General features: G+C 30.8%; 19 protein-coding genes and 1 tRNA gene. 15 read left to right on the forward strand and 5 right to left on the reverse strand.

What is annotated here, in order from left to right:
* Positions 1 to 452: 452 nt before the first annotated feature.
* Positions 453 to 527, reverse strand: a tRNA-Val gene (locus H6553_07455).
* 90 nt (positions 528 to 617) lie between these two features.
* Between H6553_07455 and H6553_07460 the strand changes: the two genes are divergently transcribed.
* The 15 genes from H6553_07460 to bioA all read left to right on the forward strand — a co-directional run bounded on the left by H6553_07460 (position 618) and on the right by bioA (position 16172).
* Positions 618 to 1784 (forward strand): HAMP domain-containing histidine kinase, encoded by a 1167-nt coding sequence (locus tag H6553_07460; GenBank protein ID MCB9033657.1) that lies wholly within the window; start codon positions 618 to 620, stop codon positions 1782 to 1784.
* A gap of 122 nt (positions 1785 to 1906) precedes the next feature.
* The gene (locus H6553_07465; GenBank protein MCB9033658.1) at positions 1907 to 2812 is read left to right on the forward strand and encodes a DUF4349 domain-containing protein; all 906 of its coding nucleotides are present in this window, start codon (positions 1907 to 1909) and stop codon (positions 2810 to 2812) included.
* Between the two features lie 204 nt (positions 2813 to 3016).
* A complete protein-coding gene (locus tag H6553_07470; GenBank protein ID MCB9033659.1) occupies positions 3017 to 4039 on the forward strand; it encodes a (2Fe-2S)-binding protein in 1023 nt (340 codons plus the stop codon).
* A gap of 3 nt (positions 4040 to 4042) precedes the next feature.
* Positions 4043 to 5089, forward strand: a complete 1047-nt coding sequence (gene nuoH / locus H6553_07475; protein MCB9033660.1) for an NADH-quinone oxidoreductase subunit NuoH — start codon at positions 4043 to 4045, stop codon at positions 5087 to 5089.
* A 48-nt stretch (positions 5090 to 5137) separates the two neighbouring features.
* On the forward strand, positions 5138 to 5704 hold the full coding sequence (locus H6553_07480; GenBank protein ID MCB9033661.1) for an NADH-quinone oxidoreductase subunit I: 567 nt from the start codon (positions 5138 to 5140) through the stop codon (positions 5702 to 5704).
* Positions 5704 to 6207 carry an NADH-quinone oxidoreductase subunit J gene (locus H6553_07485; GenBank protein MCB9033662.1) on the forward strand — a complete coding sequence of 168 codons (504 nt, stop codon included), beginning with the start codon at positions 5704 to 5706 and terminating at the stop codon, positions 6205 to 6207. Before H6553_07480 ends, H6553_07485 begins: the two co-directional genes overlap by 1 nt.
* Positions 6207 to 6527: an NADH-quinone oxidoreductase subunit NuoK gene (gene nuoK, locus H6553_07490; GenBank protein ID MCB9033663.1), complete on the forward strand. Its 321-nt coding sequence runs from the start codon at positions 6207 to 6209 to the stop codon at positions 6525 to 6527. Before H6553_07485 ends, nuoK begins: the two co-directional genes overlap by 1 nt.
* Positions 6527 to 8446 (forward strand): NADH-quinone oxidoreductase subunit L, encoded by a 1920-nt coding sequence (nuoL, locus tag H6553_07495; GenBank protein ID MCB9033664.1) that lies wholly within the window; start codon positions 6527 to 6529, stop codon positions 8444 to 8446. Before nuoK ends, nuoL begins: the two co-directional genes overlap by 1 nt.
* Positions 8446 to 9909 (forward strand): NADH-quinone oxidoreductase subunit M, encoded by a 1464-nt coding sequence (locus H6553_07500; GenBank protein ID MCB9033665.1) that lies wholly within the window; start codon positions 8446 to 8448, stop codon positions 9907 to 9909. Before nuoL ends, H6553_07500 begins: the two co-directional genes overlap by 1 nt.
* A 9-nt stretch (positions 9910 to 9918) precedes the next feature.
* Complete coding sequence (locus H6553_07505) at positions 9919 to 11337, forward strand: NADH-quinone oxidoreductase subunit N (GenBank protein MCB9033666.1); 1419 nt, start codon at positions 9919 to 9921, stop codon at positions 11335 to 11337.
* An 11-nt stretch (positions 11338 to 11348) separates the two neighbouring features.
* Positions 11349 to 12131, forward strand: coding sequence for an enoyl-CoA hydratase/isomerase family protein (locus H6553_07510; GenBank protein ID MCB9033667.1), 783 nt, complete (start codon positions 11349 to 11351; stop codon positions 12129 to 12131).
* A 1-nt stretch (position 12132) separates the two neighbouring features.
* Positions 12133 to 12762 (forward strand): hypothetical protein, encoded by a 630-nt coding sequence (locus tag H6553_07515; GenBank protein ID MCB9033668.1) that lies wholly within the window; start codon positions 12133 to 12135, stop codon positions 12760 to 12762.
* A 30-nt stretch (positions 12763 to 12792) separates the two neighbouring features.
* Positions 12793 to 14190: a class II fumarate hydratase gene (gene fumC / locus H6553_07520; protein MCB9033669.1), complete on the forward strand. Its 1398-nt coding sequence runs from the start codon at positions 12793 to 12795 to the stop codon at positions 14188 to 14190.
* Between the two features lie 108 nt (positions 14191 to 14298).
* Positions 14299 to 14913 (forward strand): dethiobiotin synthase, encoded by a 615-nt coding sequence (gene bioD, locus H6553_07525; GenBank protein MCB9033670.1) that lies wholly within the window; start codon positions 14299 to 14301, stop codon positions 14911 to 14913.
* Positions 14913 to 16172, forward strand: a complete 1260-nt coding sequence (bioA, locus tag H6553_07530; GenBank protein MCB9033671.1) for an adenosylmethionine--8-amino-7-oxononanoate transaminase — start codon at positions 14913 to 14915, stop codon at positions 16170 to 16172. The genes bioD and bioA overlap by 1 nt, the downstream gene beginning before the upstream one ends.
* 6 nt (positions 16173 to 16178) lie before the next feature.
* Here bioA and H6553_07535 read toward each other — a convergent pair whose 3' ends face one another.
* Genes H6553_07535 through H6553_07550 form a run of 4 tightly spaced genes read right to left on the reverse strand, consistent with a single transcriptional unit; the run spans position 16179 to position 17944 of the window.
* On the reverse strand, positions 16179 to 16592 hold the full coding sequence (locus tag H6553_07535; GenBank protein ID MCB9033672.1) for a hypothetical protein: 414 nt from the start codon (positions 16590 to 16592) through the stop codon (positions 16179 to 16181).
* 39 nt (positions 16593 to 16631) lie between these two features.
* Positions 16632 to 17030 (reverse strand): DUF3592 domain-containing protein, encoded by a 399-nt coding sequence (locus H6553_07540; protein MCB9033673.1) that lies wholly within the window; start codon positions 17028 to 17030, stop codon positions 16632 to 16634.
* Between the two features lie 3 nt (positions 17031 to 17033).
* Positions 17034 to 17456, reverse strand: a complete 423-nt coding sequence (locus tag H6553_07545) for a hypothetical protein (protein MCB9033674.1) — start codon at positions 17454 to 17456, stop codon at positions 17034 to 17036.
* Between the two features lie 11 nt (positions 17457 to 17467).
* Positions 17468 to 17944, reverse strand: coding sequence for a hypothetical protein (locus H6553_07550; GenBank protein ID MCB9033675.1), 477 nt, complete (start codon positions 17942 to 17944; stop codon positions 17468 to 17470).
* Between the last annotated feature and the right edge of the window lie 66 nt (positions 17945 to 18010).

Genomic DNA, 18010 nt, shown 5'->3' on the forward strand with positions numbered 1-18010 from the left:
AGTCTTATTATTAACCTGAGTTCGGTTTTAAAAACACCCAAAATATTATAAGTAGTTGATTTATATTTTACTAGTTGCATACTTTAGTAACTTAATAAGTGCGTAGCACTTCAACCTTATTAGAAATGATATAAAATTTATAAAATACAGCGTAGCTGTATCACCTTTAAAATCTGCTTAAATCTATATTATTGATAAACACTATTTTTTCAACTCAAACTCAGGTTTATTATTGCAGTGTCTCTTTTAGAATGCACTACTTTAAAGTGTGCTAATTATAAAAGAGGTCTATTGTATTAAAAGTTGTTTCAAATTTTTAAATTTGTACTTATGGAAATAGACCTTTAAATTTATAGAAATAATATATTGTAAAATTATGCATAATATTATTTTATACAAACTATATATAAATAAAAAAGCACTTACTGTTTTAAGTAAGTGCTTTTTGGGTGTGGGCGTACACGGATTCGAACCGCGGACCCCCTGCTTGTAAGGCAGGTGCTCTGAACCAGCTGAGCTATACGCCCTTTTGCTAAAAGCGATTGCAAAGATAGAAATTAGTTTTAAAAAACAAAACGGTTAACATAAATTTTATTTAGTTTTTTATCTTTATCCTAATGAATTTTCAAAGTAAATATTTGAAATGGAAGCAATTGCTTTTGCTTTTTGCTTTATTAATTGTTTTGTTTTCTTTGTGGTATACTCAAAAATTAGCAAAACAAATTGCTAATCAAGAGATTGTAAATGCAGAAAACCTTGCCAATGCCTATAAAACCATTAATGATATGGAAGCATCTGAGCAAGAATTACAAATGGCCATTGAAGCTATTAAAGAGAATGATAAAATTCCTATTATTTGGATTAATCAAGAAAAAGAATTGCTAGGGTTTAAAAATATTGATAGTGCTAAGATTTTAGATTCTACTTATACCAATAAGTTATTAGGTAATTTATTTAAAAAACATCAATATATTCAAATAGATATAGAAGATTCTGAGCAACAATATTTATTGTATAAAGATTCTAAACTATTAAAACAAGTTAAACAGTATCCTTTTTATCAACTATTACTAGTGACTTTGTTTTTTATTATCAGCTTTACTGCTTTTGCAGCTTCTCGTAGAGCCGAACAAAATCAAGTGTGGGTTGGTTTGGCAAAAGAAACAGCACATCAATTAGGTACGCCTTTGTCTTCATTGGCTGCTTGGATTGAAATTTTAAAAGATAAACTAACGCATGAAGATGATGCTTTTATGATTGATGAGATGCAGAAAGATATTGATCGACTTGAATTAGTTGCTAAACGCTTTTCTAAAATAGGTTCGCCACCAGAATTACAAACTATTAATCTAATTGATATTGTTCAAGATACTGCAGCTTATATGCGATTGAGAGCAGCACATCAAATCCAAATTATAGTAAAGGATACTACAGAAGGTAGTGCCTATATTGAAGCGAATGAACAGTTGATGGCTTGGGTGTTTGAAAATCTACTAAAAAATAGCTTAGATGCCATGCGAAATAAAGGCAAAATTGAATTGCTAATTTATGATAAAGACAATTTTTGGTATGTTGATATTAGCGATACTGGAAAAGGAATAGATAAAGCTAATTTTAAGAAAGTTTTTAGTCCAGGTTTCTCTACAAAAAAAAGAGGTTGGGGCTTAGGTTTAACTCTAACTAAAAGAATTATTGAAGAGTATCATTATGGAAAAATATTTGTACAGTCATCAGTAATTAATAAAGGAACTAAGTTTAGAATTATACTTAAGAAGAAAAGTTAGTTTAAGTATTAGGATATACGAATTAAAAATGCTGATGATACCGAAATTAACAATTTATCACAATTTTTTTATAATATATACACTTGTTTTTCAGTTATTTATACTAACCAAACCAACCAAAAATGGAAAAAATAAGATTAACACAGTTAGTTGTTATTATAACAGCTATTACTATTATTATTGGATTTACTGCTTGCAAATCTAAAAGTGAAGAAGCAAAAGAAGTTTCTGTAGATATGTCTATTGCTGAAGCAGAAATGGTAGAAGAAGTTGTTTCTGATGCAGTTGAAGAAACAACTGTATTGAAAAATAAAAGTTCTACTATGGATGCAAAAGATGTTTCAACTGAAGGAGCAAGCAAGAATCAACATCAACAAAAAATTACAAGAAAGCTAATAAAAGAAGGGCATTTAACTTTTGAAACCAATAGCATTGAAAAAACCAATCAGTTTATTCAAGAGCAGACCAAAAAATTAAATGGTTATGTTGCTAGAGACAATCAAACTAAAGACGAGTATTCCATTACCAATTACATAGAAGTTAGATTGCCAACCAACCAGTTCGATGTATTTTTAAATAGTGTAGAAAAAAACTATAAAAGATTTGACGAGAAAAACATTCAAGTTCAAGATGTAACTGAAGAATATATCGATGTTCAGACTAGAATTAAAACTAAAAAAGAGTTAGAAAATCGTTATCTCGAAATTTTAAAGAAAGCCAATAAAGTAAGCGATTTACTAGAAGTAGAGCAAGAATTAAATATTGTACGAAACGATATTGAGTCAGCTGAAGGAAGATTAAAATACTTAAACGATAGAATAGAGTACTCAACATTCTATATACGCTTTTACGAAACCACAGCAGCACCAATTGGCTTTTTCGGCGAATTAGGTAAAAGCTTTGTAGAAGGTTGGAAAGGCATTTTATATTTTATCTTAGGTGTAGTAAGACTTTGGGCTTTTATATTGATTATTATTCTAGTAGCTTATTTATTTATTAGAAGAAGACGAAGAAATAATAAAATATAGTTAAGAAGCAAAATGAAGTAATCCTAATTAGCGTTCAGAAGAGCAAAAGAATAAACCAATTTTGAATGCTAATTAGTATAATGCACAATTTGGGGTAAAAATGGATAACAATCACTCAATGTTCAGTTTTCACAAATCGTGGAAAATATTTATTCGTAAAATAATGTTACTTTGTATAATCGTTTGTACATTTGCACTCTGTAAATGCTTAAGGTAACTATAGACGATATTACCATAGAAGTTCCTCAAGGAACTACCATTCTACAAGCAGCTAGAATGATTGATGAAAAGTACAATACCCATTGTGCTCCACCAACTATGTGTTATTACTCTAAATTAAAAACTACAGGTGGTTATTGTAGAACTTGTATTGTAAAAGTAGAAGCTGGCTCTGAAAAAGATCCAAGACCTATGCCAAAACCTGTGGCTTCTTGTAGAACAACAGTTATGGACGGTATGATTGTGCGTAACTTAACTTCTCCAGAAATTGTAGAAGCAAGAGATGGTGTGGTAGAGTTTTTGTTAATTAATCATCCATTAGATTGTCCAGTGTGCGATCAAGCTGGCGAATGTCATTTACAAGACTTAAGTTTCGATAATGGTGAAGAAAAAACGCGTTTTGATTTCAGAAAGCGAACTTTCGAACCACAAGATATCGGCGACAAAATCAAATTACACATGAATAGATGTATTCTTTGCTATAGATGTGTAAAAGTATGCGACCAATTGACCGATAAAAGAGTACATGGTGTAATTAATAGAGGAGACCATGCCGAAATCTCTACTTATATAGAGAATGTTATCGATAACGATTTTTCTGGAAATGTAATAGATGTTTGTCCTGTTGGGGCTTTAACCGATAAAACTTTTCGTTTTAAAAGCAGAGTATGGTTTACTAAACCATTAGATGCTCATAGAGATTGCGATAAATGTAGTGGCAAAGTGCGTTTGTGGATGAAAGGCGAAGATGTACTCAGAGTTACAGCTCGTAAAGATAGATGGGGAGAAGTGGAAGAATTTATTTGCAATTCGTGTCGTTTTGATAAAAAGAAAGTAAGCGATTGGACTATCGAAGGACCAAGTAAAATTGCTCATTATTCTGTAATTGCTCAAAACAATTATGAATACAATCAACAAGTTAAATTACATCAAACTAAAGTAAAAATGTTGGAAGGTCAAAAAGCCGATTTAGGCGAAGGGCCACTAAATCCAAATAATATAAAATAAAGCATGGAGATTTTTTTGTTGTATAAGCTGATTTTAGTGATTATTGTATTTGCAATAGCATTAGGTATTGCGGCTTATTCTACTTATGCAGAAAGAAAAATCGCTGCTTTTATGCAAGATAGAGTTGGACCTGATAGAGCTGGACCTTTTGGTTTAATGCAACCTTTAGCAGATGGACTCAAAATGTTCATGAAAGAAGAGATTATTCCTGCTATGTCCAACAAGTTTTTATTTATTCTTGGTCCTTGTTTAGCAATGCTTACTGCTTGTATGACTGGTGTGGTAATTCCATGGGGTGGTTCTTTAACAATTGCAGGGCACGAATTTCCACTACAAATTGCAGATATCAATATTGCTATATTATATGTATTTGCTGTAGTATCATTTGGTGTTTATGGAATTATGATTGGTGGTTGGGCGTCTAATAATAAATATTCTTTAATGGGAGCTTTAAGAGCATCATCACAAATGATTAGTTATGAGTTAGCTATGGGTTTAGCTTTGGTAGCTTTAATCATGACAACTGGCTCACTTTCATTGGGTGATATTGTTAAACAACAAAGTGGACTTTGGAACATCTTTTTACAACCTCTTGGTTTTTTAATCTTTTTAATTTGTGCTTTTGCAGAATTAAACAGAGCTCCTTTCGATTTACCTGAATGCGAAACGGAATTAGTTGGTGGTTATCATACTGAGTATTCTTCTATGAAATTAGGTTTCTATCTCTTTGCAGAATACATCAACATTTTCATTTCATCTGCTTTTATTGCTTCTTTATATTTTGGTGGATATAATCTTCCTTTTCAACAACATATACCTTTAGATGGAAATTGGCTAACAATAGTTCAAGTAATATTTTTCTTTGGTAAAGTATTTTTCTTTATCTTCTTCTTTATGTGGATAAGATGGACACTTCCAAGATTTAGATACGACCAACTGATGAATTTAGGTTGGAAAGTCTTATTGCCTTTAGCTATTGCCAATATATTAATTACAGGTTTAGTAATGATGCGTTCAGAATTGTTTCACTTTTTTAATCAATTATTCTAAATGGCATTAACATTAACCAATAGAAAAAAAGTAGTTGTAAAAAAAGAAATGTCTTTTGCAGAAAAGTTATATCTTCCTGCTATTACGCAAGGTATGACAATAACCTTAAAGCATTTCTTTAAGAAATCTGCTACTATAAAATATCCAGAGCAAAAAAGAGAATTGGCTAAAATATATCGTGGACAACATGTTTTAAAGCGAGATGAAATTGGTGCTGAAAGATGTACTGCTTGTGGTTTATGTGCAGTTGCTTGTCCAGCAGAAGCAATTACTATGGATGCTGCGGAAAGAAAAAAAGGTGAAGAAAGACTATATCGAGAAGAAAAATATGCAGCTACCTACGAAATTAATATGCTACGATGCATTTTCTGTGGTTTGTGTGAAGAAGCTTGTCCTAAAGAAGCTATTTTCTTAACCGATAGAATTGTGCCTGTAGATACAGATAGAAAAAGAATGGTTTATGGTAAAGATAAATTAGTTGAACCAATAGACGATAGAGTAGATGTAAGCCAAAGACAGTCTTTAGAAATGGAATTGTTTAAACAAAACAAATTTCACTATCACAACCAAACTGCTGATGACAAATTGATTAACAAAAAAAATGAAAATCATTAATGGGAATTACAGCAATGCTTTTTTGGTTTTTGTCTTTTGTTGCTATATTTTCTGCAATCTTAGTAGTTATTGAGAAAAATCCAATTCATAGTGTATTGTATTTAATAGTTACTTTTTTTGCAATTGCGGGTCATTATTTTCTATTAAATGCTCAATTTTTAGCAGCAGTACACATTATAGTATATGCAGGAGCTATTATGGTATTGTTTTTATATGTTATCATGATGTTGAATCTCAATAAACACCAACATTTTAGCAAACGAAATATTACTAAGTTTATAGGAGCATTATCTGCTGGTTTATTATTAATTTCATTAGTGTTGGCACTACAAGGCGTAGGCAATAATTTACAAGGCAGTTCGCAATTTACACAAGTAGGTTTAGTAGAAAACTTAGGTAAAATATTATATACAGATTACGCTTTGCCATTTGAAATTGCAGCAGTATTGTTTTTATCTGCTATGATTGGAGCAGTATTTTTAAGTAAAAAGAATTTATCATAATGAACGAAGTAATTACTGGCATATCTATTCAATATTACATCTACTTAAGCTTAATACTATTTGCTATTGGTGCTTTAGGTGTTATTGTAAGAAGAAATGCTATTATTATGTTCATGTGTATAGAAATGATGTTGAATGCAGTTAATTTATTAATGGTAGCATTTTCAAGATATTTAGGAGATGGTGGTGGACAAGTATTTGTATTTTTTATCATGGTAGTGGCTGCGGCAGAAGTTGCTGTTGGCTTGGCTATTCTAATGGTAATTTATAGAAATACAGGTTCGGTAGATAGTAGTAAATTAAATCAAATTAACGGATAATGGAGAAAATCATAGCAATCATACCTTTGTTGCCGTTACTGAGCTTCTTAATTATAGCTTTAGCTGGAAAAAAATTGCCAAAATCAATTACTACCTATTTAGCTCCAGGAAGCGTTGCTATTGCTTTTCTATTATCATTTTATTTATTAATACAGCAATTATCAAATCCAATTACTACAACGGTCAATCTTTTCGATTGGATAAATATTGAAAACTTATACATTCCTTTCGGCTTTTTAGTCGATAATTTAACAGTTACATTTTTAGTTATTATAACAGGAATTGGTTGTCTAATACACATCTATTCTACTGGATACATGCACGAAGAAAAAGACTATAACCGTTTCTTTGCTTATCTTAATTTATTCATTTTCTTTATGTTATTGCTGGTAATGGGCAATAATTTCTTAATTATGTTTATTGGTTGGGAAGGCGTTGGACTTTGTTCTTATTTGTTGATTGGATTTTGGTATCAAAACAAAGCATATAGTAGTGCTGCCAACAAAGCATTCATTATGAATAGAATTGGCGATTTAGGTTTCTTGTTAGGAATCATTCTATGCTTTGGTGTTTTTGGCTCTATTATTTTTACTGATATCTTTTCAAGCAACGATATTATTATTACAAATGGGCGATTAATTACTGCTATTACACTTTTACTTTTTGTAGGTGCAATGGGAAAATCGGCTCAAATTCCTTTATATACTTGGTTACCAGATGCAATGGCTGGTCCAACACCAGTTTCTGCTTTAATTCACGCAGCAACAATGGTAACAGCTGGTATTTATTTAGTAGCAAGATGTAGTGTGTTGTTTAATGCTGCACCAATTACATCAAATTTTATAGCTATTATAGGTGTTAGTACTTCATTATTGGCTGCAACAATTGCTATCTTTCAAAATGATATTAAAAAAGTATTGGCTTATTCTACAGTTAGCCAATTAGGATTAATATTCTTGTCATTAGGTGTTGGTGCTTATACTGCTGGTGTATTTCATGTGGTAACGCACGCATTTTTTAAAGCATTGTTGTTCTTAGGTGCTGGTAGTGTTATTCATGGTATGAGTGGTGAGCAAGATATTAGAAGTATGGGTGGTTTAAAATCTAAAATGCCAATTACACACAAAACATTTTTAATAGGTACTATTGCTATTTCTGGTATTCCACCTTTAGCTGGATTTTTCTCTAAAGATCAAATCTTGGCTTCAGTTTTTGAAGGGCATAAGGTATTATTTGTTTTAGGTTTACTGGCTTCTTTAATGACTGTTTTCTATATGTTCAGATTATACTTCTTAACTTTTCATGGAAAATTTAGAGGTACAAACGCACAAGAAATTCATGTACACGAATCACCAAAATCTATGACTATTCCTTTGTTGGTATTAGCTGTTTTATCTGTTGTAGGTGGATTTATTGGATTTCCACACGAATTAGGTAAACTACTCAACTTTAGTAATGGCATTGATCATTTCTTATTACATAATATCAGTCAACAAGAATTTCATATTGGACTGAATACGGAGTTAGCATTAATGGCAATAACTTTGGTTTTAATTGCAATAATGGTTTACATCGCTTGGCAATTATTTGTTAAGAAAGAAAGCATTCCATCAAAAGAAGAAACCGAAATGTCTTTAGGCAAACAAGTCATCTATCATAAATATTATATCGATGAATTGTATGATATTGTAATTGTAAAACCTATTGATAGCTTAGCACAACTGTTGTACCAATTCTTTGAGAAATTAGGTTTAGATGGTTTTATCAATACCATGGCTAAAAGTGTAAAAAGATTATCAGAGATATTTAAGCTAACACAAAACGGAAACTTAAGTTATTACTTAATTACTATTGTTATAGCCATTGTACTCATCATATCTGTAAAATATTTTCAACTGTTAGAACTCATCGCTAAATAATGCTTGCTTTAATATTAGTCATATTACCACTGTTGTTTGCTGCTTTATCACAATTAAGCTCAGAAAAAATAAGTAAGTATATTGCTTTAGTTGGTACAGTTGCTGAATTGTTAGTGGTAGGATATATTTATAAGCTATTTACAAATAATCCAACCAATCCATTATTCAATTGGAACTATGAATGGATTCCACAATTTGGTGCTGCTTTTCATTTGAATATTGATGGTATTAATTTAGTGTTGATTTTATTAACAGCTATTACACTACCTTTAATAATTTGGTCGAGTTTTAACAGAAGTATTTCCAATCACAAAGCGTTCTATACATTAGCATTAATCATGCAAAGTGCTTTAATAGGTGTCTTTTTAGCTAAAGATGCTTTGTTATTTTATGTTTTTTGGGAATTAGCTTTAATACCAATCTACTTTATATGTTTATTATATGGTGGAGATGGAAGGCAACAAATCACACTAAAATTCTTCTTATATACACTTTTTGGAAGTTTGTTTATGCTTGTTGCTTTAATTTTTATTGTGCTACACAGCAATACACCATCTTTCGATATGGATGCGATTTACTACACAGCATCTAAACTATCATTAAACAATCAGATTATTGTATTGGTATGTTTGTACCTAGCATTTGCTATAAAAATACCAATATTTCCACTACACACTTGGCAAGCAGATACTTATGTTAATGCACCAACACAAGGTACAATGTTGTTGTCTGGTATTATGCTAAAAATGGGTTTATTTGGAATGTTAAGATGGATGTTGCCTTTAGCACCATTGGCTTGGCAAAAATATAGTTTTGTATTGATATTGATTAGCGTTATTAGTGTAGTATATGCTGCATTAATGGCAATTGCACAGAAAAATTTCAAACGATTATTAGCATATACATCTATGTCGCATGTTGGCTTAATTGCTGCTGGTATTTTAGCATTTAACTTACATGCTATACAAGGAGCAATATTTCAAATGTTTTCACATGGTATAGTAGCAATTGGTTTATTCTTTATTGCAGATATTATCATCAATAGATTACAAACAGATGAAATGGAAAACATTGAAGGAATTAGAAATAAAGACAAATTATTTAGCGTTTTATTTTTAATCGTTTTATTGGCGAGTGTAGCTTTACCATTAACCAGTAGTTTTGTAGGAGAATTCTTGTTGCTATTTGGTATTTTCTCTTATAATGTAATTTTAGCATTTGTAGCAGGATTAACCATTATTTTTGGTGCAGTGTATATGTTGCGTGCCTATCATCAAATCATGAATGGAAAAGCAAACGACTTAGTTAGTCAGTTTAAAGCAATAAGCAAACAAGAAACAGCTATATTAGTCGTTATTAGTAGTTTGATTTTTATTTTGGGAATTTTTCCTGATATAATCTTAAAAATATCGCACGAAGAAGTAAAATGTTTAATTCAAATTGTACAAGCATCAATAAATTAAAGTAGAATAGTGAATGTATTATTGTTAATAGTAGGTTTGGGTATAGCAACAATGTTGCTAGAAGTAGTTCATTTAAGAAAACTAATATTACCAGTAGTAACTATTGGTCTGCTTGCTGTAATAGGAATTTCATTTTCAGAGATTTATGCTATCAAACATCAAGTGTTAAGTGAACAACAAACAGCAAATCCTAATGCATTTACCAAAATGCTTTTCTTTGATATTACTGCTTGGACAAACATCATCATACTTTCATTTGCTACTTTGTGTTGGATAATCATGCACATCAATTATTTAAATAAAGCACAACATCTATCTGATTTTATTGCTTTGTCTTTATTTGTGTTAGTTGGTGGAGTTGTTCTAGTAGCTCAAGTCAACTTTACCATGCTTTTTTTAGGTGTAGAAATAGTATCTATTCCAGTCTATATTATGGTAGGTTCTAATAAAAGAGATTTATGGTCAAACGAAGCAGCGTTCAAATACTTTATTATAGGTTCGTTTGCCAGTTGTTTTATGTTGTTAGGTATTGCTTTAATTTATGGAACAACAGGTACTTTCGAAACTAGATTTATTGGACTAATGGTTCAATTGTCCAACAGTATTAATATTCAATTACTCTACTTCGGATTGATTTTAATCTTTTTCACCTTTGCAGTAAAAGTAGCAGCAGTACCATTTCATTTTTGGTCACCAGATGCTTATGCAGGTGCTCCAACACCATTTACAGCATTCATGGCAGTAATTGTAAAAATTATTTTCTTAGCAGCAGCGTTTAGAGTTTTTGTTATTTTATTTGGAAGTCTAAATTTAATATATGTAAACATTGTATTGTTAGTTGCTGTATTATCTATCGTAGTAGGAAATATTATAGGTTTAACACAAACCAACATTAAAAAGCTCTTAGCATATTCTGGTATTAGTCACGCAGGATTCGTACTATTATCGTTCACCTATTTAAACTATAATGTTAATAGCGTTGCAGCATATTATTTTGCAGCTTATGCTTTATCTGGTTTATTAGCATTTTGGATAATGGCAAAAACCAACGAAAACAATATAGACGAAACGATAGATGGATATAAAGGTTTGGCTTTTAGAAATCCTTTATTGGCAATTGGTATGACAACGGCTTTACTGTCGATGGCAGGAATTCCACCTTTAGCAGGATTTTTTGCTAAATATTTTATTTTAAGTAATTTGATTTTATCAGGAAAACTGTGGGTAGCTGTTGTAGCAATTTTAGCTTCTGTAATTGCAGTAGTTTATTATTTAAGAGTAGTCATTACCATGTATCAAACTACAGATGAAGCAAGCAAAACACCAATTCAAATTAATTGGCTCAACAAAATTGGAATTATACTATTAATCGCATTAAATATTTTATTCGGAATTTATCCAAGTATTATATTGAATATTTTTAATTAAATAGACTAAAGATGAACTTTGAAAATTTACTATACGAAATCAATAATCATATTGCTACTATTACTATTAATCGTCCAGACAAACTCAATGCTTTAAATGGAGCAACAATTGTAGAAATTCAACAAGCATTTCAACAAGCTAAAAATGATGATACGGTTAGAGGCATTATCTTAACTGGAGCAGGAGAGAAGGCCTTTGTAGCTGGTGCAGATATTAGCGAGTTTCAAGGACTTTCTGTTGATGAAGCTAAAGCTTTAGCACAAAGAGGACATGATATTTTCTTTGAGATTGAACAAATGCCAAAACCAGTAATTGCTGTAGTAAATGGCTTTGCTCTTGGTGGTGGTTGCGAGTTGTCTATGGCATGTCATATGCGAATTGCTACAGCTAATGCAAAATTTGGTCAACCAGAAATTAATTTAGGTATTATTGCAGGTTATGGAGGTACACAACGCTTAATTCAATATATTGGAAAAGCTAAATCATTAGAGTTACATCTTACTACAGATATGATTGATGCTCAAACGGCACTACAATTAGGTTTGGTTAATTATGTAGAAGATAATAAAGCAGATGCATTAACAAAAGCTACCAATATTTTAGATAAAATTGCAACTAAAGCACCAATTGCCATTCAAAAAGTAATTGAATGTACTAATGCTTATTTCGATAATAGCAAAAATGGTTTTGATACTGAAGTAGATGCATTTGCTACTATTTTTACTACAGAAGATGTAAAAGAAGGTGTTCAAGCTTTCTTAGAAAAAAGAAAACCAGACTTTAAAGGAAAGTAATATGAAAAAATATATTGTTCTTTTTTCTATTGTTGGATTTTTGGTGAGTTGTAAACCGAATCAACCCGAAAAAAACGCAGAGAATGTAACAGAAGTGCCAGCAGATTCATCTACTACAACATTTGTTGAAACGACTAATGATGTTAAAAACGATGTTTATAGTCAGTTTAATAGATTACGATTGGCATTAGCATCACAAAATCCAAAATTAATTACTACTTTTTTTGATTTTCCATTAACAGACAATCAAGCGATTGGACTAGAAGAAGTGCTTAAATTTACGACTACAAGCAAAATTGTAGGAGATATTACACTACAAAAAGACTTTGAAAATAACATTGCTAATCTTTTTGATAAAAAAGTGATTAAAGCATTAGGTGAAATTTCAATAGAGGAATTAAAAGAAAAAAATGTAGCTCAATCTAAAATTTTTCATTTACCAAATGATAATGCAGACTATTCTGTCTATGTGTATACTGATGAAGCAGAAGGCAATTTAGATATTTCAGTCAATGCAACTTATCCACCAAGCGAAGACAACGAAGATGCATTAGAAAGTGCAGCAATCTATAATTTCAAAAAAGATAGTAATGACAAACTTAAATTTAAACAAGTTTTAATGGCTGGATAAAATATAATTAATAATATAAAATAATAGATAATGGAATTCAGAATTGAAAAAGACACAATGGGAAAAGTAGAAGTTCCTGCTAATGTTTATTGGGGAGCTCAAACGCAACGATCTATTCACAACTTTAAAATTGCTCAAGACATCAACAAAATGCCAAAAGAAATTATTGAGGCATTTGCTTATTTAAAAAAGGCAGCTGCTATTACTAATTTTGAAGCTGGTGTTTTAGATGAACACAAAGAAAAATTAATCATTCAGGTTTGTGATGAAATTTTAGCTGGAAAACTAAACGACCAATTTCCTTTGGTGGTTTGGCAAACTGGTTCTGGTACTCAATCTAATATGAATGTAAATGAAGTTATTGCATACAGAGCTCATGTTATTGATGGTGGACAATTAACGGATGAAAAGAAAGTAGTTCATCCAAATGATGATGTCAATAAATCACAATCATCTAATGATACATTTCCTACTGCAATGCATATTGCTGCTTATAAAATTTTGGTAGAAAAAACTATTCCAGGCATCGAAAAGCTAAGAGATACACTACTACAAAAATCAAAAGATTTTAAAGATGTCGTAAAAATTGGTCGTACACATTTTATGGATGCTACGCCATTAACGCTTGGTCAAGAATTTTCTGGTTATGCAGCACAGTTAACACATGGTATTAAAGCCATTAAAAATTCGTTTGAACATTTGTCTGAATTAGCTTTAGGTGGAACTGCTGTTGGAACTGGTATTAATACACCAAAAGGATATGCAGTAAATGTAGCAAAACACATTGCACAACTTACAGGTTTACCATTTGTAACAGCTCCAAATAAATTTGAATCACTAGCAGCACACGATGCCATTGTAGAAGCTCATGGTGCTTTGAAAACCGTAGCCGTTTCTTTAATGAAAATTGGTAATGATATTAGAATGTTGTCTTCTGGACCAAGATGTGGTATTGGAGAAATTCATATTCCAGATAATGAACCAGGCAGTTCTATTATGCCAGGAAAAGTAAATCCTACACAATGCGAAGCAATGACTATGGTGTCTGCTCAAGTTTTAGGTAATGATGTAGCTATAAATGTAGCAGGAAGTAATGGACATTTTGAATTGAATGTTTTTAAACCAGTAATGATTTATAACTTTTTGCACAGTGCTAGATTAATTGCTGATGTTTGCGTATCGTTTAACGACAATTGTGCTGTTGGTATTGAACCAATTAAAGAGAATATTCAAAGAAACTTGAACAACTCTTTAATGTTAGTTACTGCTTTAAATACTAAAATTGGTTATTATAAAGCAGCCGAAATAGCACAAACAGCACATAAAAACGGACAAACACTTAAGGAAACAGCAGTTGCTTTAGGTTATCTTACACCAGAAGAATTTGATGAATGGGTAAGACCAGAAGATATGATTGGCGAAAAATAGTCATTTAATCATTATGTGATTGTCATTCTGAGTGAAGCCAAGAAGCTCTATCTATTCTTTTAGTAAATTAATTCCTACTAAAAAATAAGCGTATCTTCGTTGTTGGTTATGACTAATAAAATTTTTGTAACAGGAATTCATACTAATATTGGAAAAACAGTTGCTTCGGCTTGCTTGGTAGAAGCTTTTAAAGCAGATTATTGGAAACCTATTCAAGCTGGCGATTTACACCAAACAGATAGCGATACTATTAAAAGCTTGGTTGATTTTGATGTACAAATTATTCCATCTACTTATGAATTACAAACTGCTGCTAGTCCACATTATGCAGCACAAATTGAAGATATAATTATTGATATTCAAAGTTTTACAATTGAAAATTCAAGTAATACTTTAATTATTGAAGGTGCTGGTGGACTTTGTTCTCCTATCAATAATGAGTATTTAAACATCGATTTAATTATTCAGCTTAAAGTACCAGTGGTGGTGGTAATTAATAATTATTTAGGCAGCATCAATCATAGTATTATGACGATTCAAACACTACAACAAGCCAATATTGATATTATAGGAATTATTTTTGTAGGAGATGAGGTGAAGTCTTCTGAAGCTTTTATCGTAGCACATACCAATGTCAAAAAAATAGGATACATTCCGTTTACCAAACAACTAGACAAGCAGTTTATCCAAACTCAAGCAGAACAATTTAAAACTATTTTATAATGGATTGGTGGACATTAGACCATAAGTATATTTGGCATCCGTTTACGCAACACGCTTTAGATACAGAGATTATTGCTATAAAAAAAGGAAAAGGTGCTTTGTTGTACGATGTTGATGGCAACGAATATATAGATGCTATTGCTTCGTGGTGGACAAATGCTTTCGGACACGCTAATCCAACGATAGCCAATGCAATTAAACAGCAAGTAGATGAATTGGAACATGTTATTTTTGCTGGATTTACACATCAACCAGCAGTAGTGCTAGCTGAAAACTTAGTGAATATATTGCCAAATCATCAAGCTAAAGTATTTTTTTCTGATAATGGTTCTACTGCTGTAGAAGTTGCACTAAAAATGGCTATTCAATATTGGTACAATCGAGGAAAGAAGAAAAACAAAATTCTGTGTTTTGAAAATGCTTATCATGGTGATACATTTGGTGCGATGTCTGTAGGTAAATCTACTTTTTTTACACCATTTTACGATAATTTATTTGAAGTAATACAGCTTCCATTACCTAATGAAAATAATTTAAGTGATATTTTAAGTAAAGTCAATCAATGTACTGAAAATGAAACTATTGCAGCTTTTATTTTTGAGCCATTAATTTTAGGTTCTGCTGGAATGAAAATGTATGAAGCCAAGTATTTAGATAAAATTATAGCTACTTGTAAAGTCAATAATATTTTGTGTATTGCAGATGAAGTGATGACTGGTTTTGGTAGAACTGGTAAGCATTTTGCTTGTGATTATCTAGAACATCAACCAGATATATTTTGTTTGTCGAAAGCAATTACTGGTGGATTTTTACCTTTGGGAATTACTTCGTGTACCATTAATATTTACAATGCATTTTTATCATCAGACAGAATGAAGACACTTTTTCATGGACATTCTTATACTGCAAATCCAATTGTTTGTGCAGCAGCCAATGCAAGTATAAAGTTGCTACAAGAAAATCAATCAACTATAAAAATGCTAGTAGATTGGCAAAGTGAGTTAAAAAATCAGCTAAAAGAATTTAGTATAGTTAGCAACTTAAGACAGTTAGGTACTATTGTTGCTTTTGAAATAGCACAAAATGATGATGGCTATTTTAGTACTGTAAAAGAACAGTTTTATAAAGAGAGTCTAAAAAGTGGTGTTTTATTGCGACCACTTGGTAATACCATCTACATATTTCCACCATATGTTATTAGCAAAAATCAATTGGAAAAAGTATATCGTACGATTATTAGTATTCTAGAAAAGATTTAAATTATTTTATATTAATGTAAAAATTAATATTCCAGCAATAATACTAATAATAGTTGTAGTTATACCAATAGCTTTTGATTTAATCCAACCAGACAAACTAATAACGGCAAGTAGTGCATAGATACCAATAATAAAAGACAGACCGCCAACCAATCTAGGATAATGTAGTAGTTCTAGTTTGCTTTGGTATGGCGAGTTTGGTGCTAATATTATTTGAATTTTATTCATACCAAACACTGCTACAATAAAAAATACTGCTGCTATTGATAATCCAATAACCATTGCTCTTACAATTTTATTATCTAATTGAAAGGCAATAAGTGTACCTAAAATAGTAGCAGAAACACCACCTAAAAAAGTACTAATAAATACCAATTGTTCTGCTAATGTTTTATAGTACGCTATATTTAGTTCTTTCATCAGTTAAATATACAATTTGTTGATGAGGTTTTAATAAACTTAAGTTTGTTCTTTTCTTACAGAAAGCATTGTTTTTGCAGAAAAAATAACTCCAAGTAGAATGAGTATATACATGCCATATTTAGAAATAAATTTACCACTATCTGTTGCTGCTAGTGCTGGATTGGTTGGATTGTAATTAACTGTAATTTCGTCGCCAATAGATTTTAGTGTTCCTATAAATGGAATACGAATTAGTTCTACCATGGTTTCGATTGGTTCATTGTTATTTGTAGTAAATGAAACTGTTGCATATGCTCTTGCTTTTCTTCCAGAGCGTTTTGTTTCAATGTTTTTAATCGTTGCTTTAGTGCTAATCCATTCTTCATTATTTTGTTGTGAGAATACACTGAACGACAAAAAAGACAATAGTATTAAAAATATATTTTTAGTATTCATAATTTAATCGTTTTCTTTACTAGGAATATTTCCCCAAACAAGTAAACCAATTAATACGAGATAGACTAATTTTCCACCAATTTTTTTCCAAAAGGAGAGTGGATTTTTTGATAATTCTACTTTTAGTTGTTCTTGTAAATAAGTTTTGTCTTCATCGGTTAGATCGTAATAAGTGTCTTGTGCTTCATTGGTTAATACATATCTTCCGTCTGAAATCCAAGCTGGAACAAAGACAATTCCATATTCTTTATAGAAATAACCCAAGTGTAAGTCTTTACCAAACTCATCTTTTACATTTTCTGATGTTGGAATGTCTTGTACTTTACTTATTTTTTCGCAAGGAATGCATACTGGAATTCTTGCCTTTGCTTCTGCATAGTTAATTGTTAAAAATAAAGCGAATACTAATGTGATTATTGATTTCATGAAATTTAAATTTATTTTAGTTGAATATTATTTTTACTAGCAAATTGTTCTTGCATTATTTTAATTTCTGTATCTAGTTTTTGAATTTTCTCCAGTTCGTCGTTGTATAATTCTACTACATTGTCATAATTAGCATCGTTAGTAATTATATCTGCTTTTGATTTATACAATTCTAGTGTTTTGGTATAGGTGTCATACATTTCTAATAATTTGTCTCTCATGCCTTCGTCTTCAATTGGTTTTAAATCTTCTATTGTTTTTTTGCTTTCTTGCATTTTTGCTAGAGATTCGTCTATAAATTTTACAAAAGCATCTTTTTGTTCTGGTTTTCCTAAATAGTTTTCAAAGTTGTTTGCAACATTTTGATTAATTTCTAATAGAGCAGTATGTGCAGTTACAATTTTATCGTTGTAAGTTGTTTTATCTACACCACAACTTGTAAAAATTAGAGTGATGATTGCTGTTGAAATAAAAATTATTTTTTTCATTATTTTGTATTTTTTGATAAAACGAACGAAGGTAAGCAAAAACTTTCTATTTGTATTGCTTACCTT

Source organism: Chitinophagales bacterium (genome assembly GCA_020636535.1).
GTDB lineage: Bacteria > Bacteroidota > Bacteroidia > Chitinophagales > JADIYW01 > JADJSS01.

Excerpts from the sequence above, each read along its gene's own strand:
- H6553_07460 (MCB9033657.1), top strand. The coding sequence starts at position 618 with ATGAATTTTCAAAGTAAATATTTGAAATGGAAGCAATTGCTTTTGCTT.
- H6553_07465 (MCB9033658.1), top strand. The coding sequence starts at position 1,907 with ATGGAAAAAATAAGATTAACACAGTTAGTTGTTATTATAACAGCTATT.
- H6553_07470 (MCB9033659.1), top strand. The coding sequence starts at position 3,017 with ATGCTTAAGGTAACTATAGACGATATTACCATAGAAGTTCCTCAAGGA.
- nuoH (MCB9033660.1), top strand. The coding sequence starts at position 4,043 with ATGGAGATTTTTTTGTTGTATAAGCTGATTTTAGTGATTATTGTATTT.
- H6553_07480 (MCB9033661.1), top strand. The coding sequence starts at position 5,138 with ATGTCTTTTGCAGAAAAGTTATATCTTCCTGCTATTACGCAAGGTATG.
- H6553_07485 (MCB9033662.1), top strand. The coding sequence starts at position 5,704 with ATGGGAATTACAGCAATGCTTTTTTGGTTTTTGTCTTTTGTTGCTATA.
- nuoK (MCB9033663.1), top strand. The coding sequence starts at position 6,207 with ATGAACGAAGTAATTACTGGCATATCTATTCAATATTACATCTACTTA.
- nuoL (MCB9033664.1), top strand. The coding sequence starts at position 6,527 with ATGGAGAAAATCATAGCAATCATACCTTTGTTGCCGTTACTGAGCTTC.
- H6553_07500 (MCB9033665.1), top strand. The coding sequence starts at position 8,446 with ATGCTTGCTTTAATATTAGTCATATTACCACTGTTGTTTGCTGCTTTA.
- H6553_07510 (MCB9033667.1), top strand. The coding sequence starts at position 11,349 with ATGAACTTTGAAAATTTACTATACGAAATCAATAATCATATTGCTACT.
- H6553_07515 (MCB9033668.1), top strand. The coding sequence starts at position 12,133 with ATGAAAAAATATATTGTTCTTTTTTCTATTGTTGGATTTTTGGTGAGT.
- fumC (MCB9033669.1), top strand. The coding sequence starts at position 12,793 with ATGGAATTCAGAATTGAAAAAGACACAATGGGAAAAGTAGAAGTTCCT.
- bioD (MCB9033670.1), top strand. The coding sequence starts at position 14,299 with ATGACTAATAAAATTTTTGTAACAGGAATTCATACTAATATTGGAAAA.
- bioA (MCB9033671.1), top strand. The coding sequence starts at position 14,913 with ATGGATTGGTGGACATTAGACCATAAGTATATTTGGCATCCGTTTACG.
- H6553_07535 (MCB9033672.1), bottom strand. The coding sequence starts at position 16,592 with ATGAAAGAACTAAATATAGCGTACTATAAAACATTAGCAGAACAATTG.
- H6553_07540 (MCB9033673.1), bottom strand. The coding sequence starts at position 17,030 with ATGAATACTAAAAATATATTTTTAATACTATTGTCTTTTTTGTCGTTC.
- H6553_07545 (MCB9033674.1), bottom strand. The coding sequence starts at position 17,456 with ATGAAATCAATAATCACATTAGTATTCGCTTTATTTTTAACAATTAAC.
- H6553_07550 (MCB9033675.1), bottom strand. The coding sequence starts at position 17,944 with ATGAAAAAAATAATTTTTATTTCAACAGCAATCATCACTCTAATTTTT.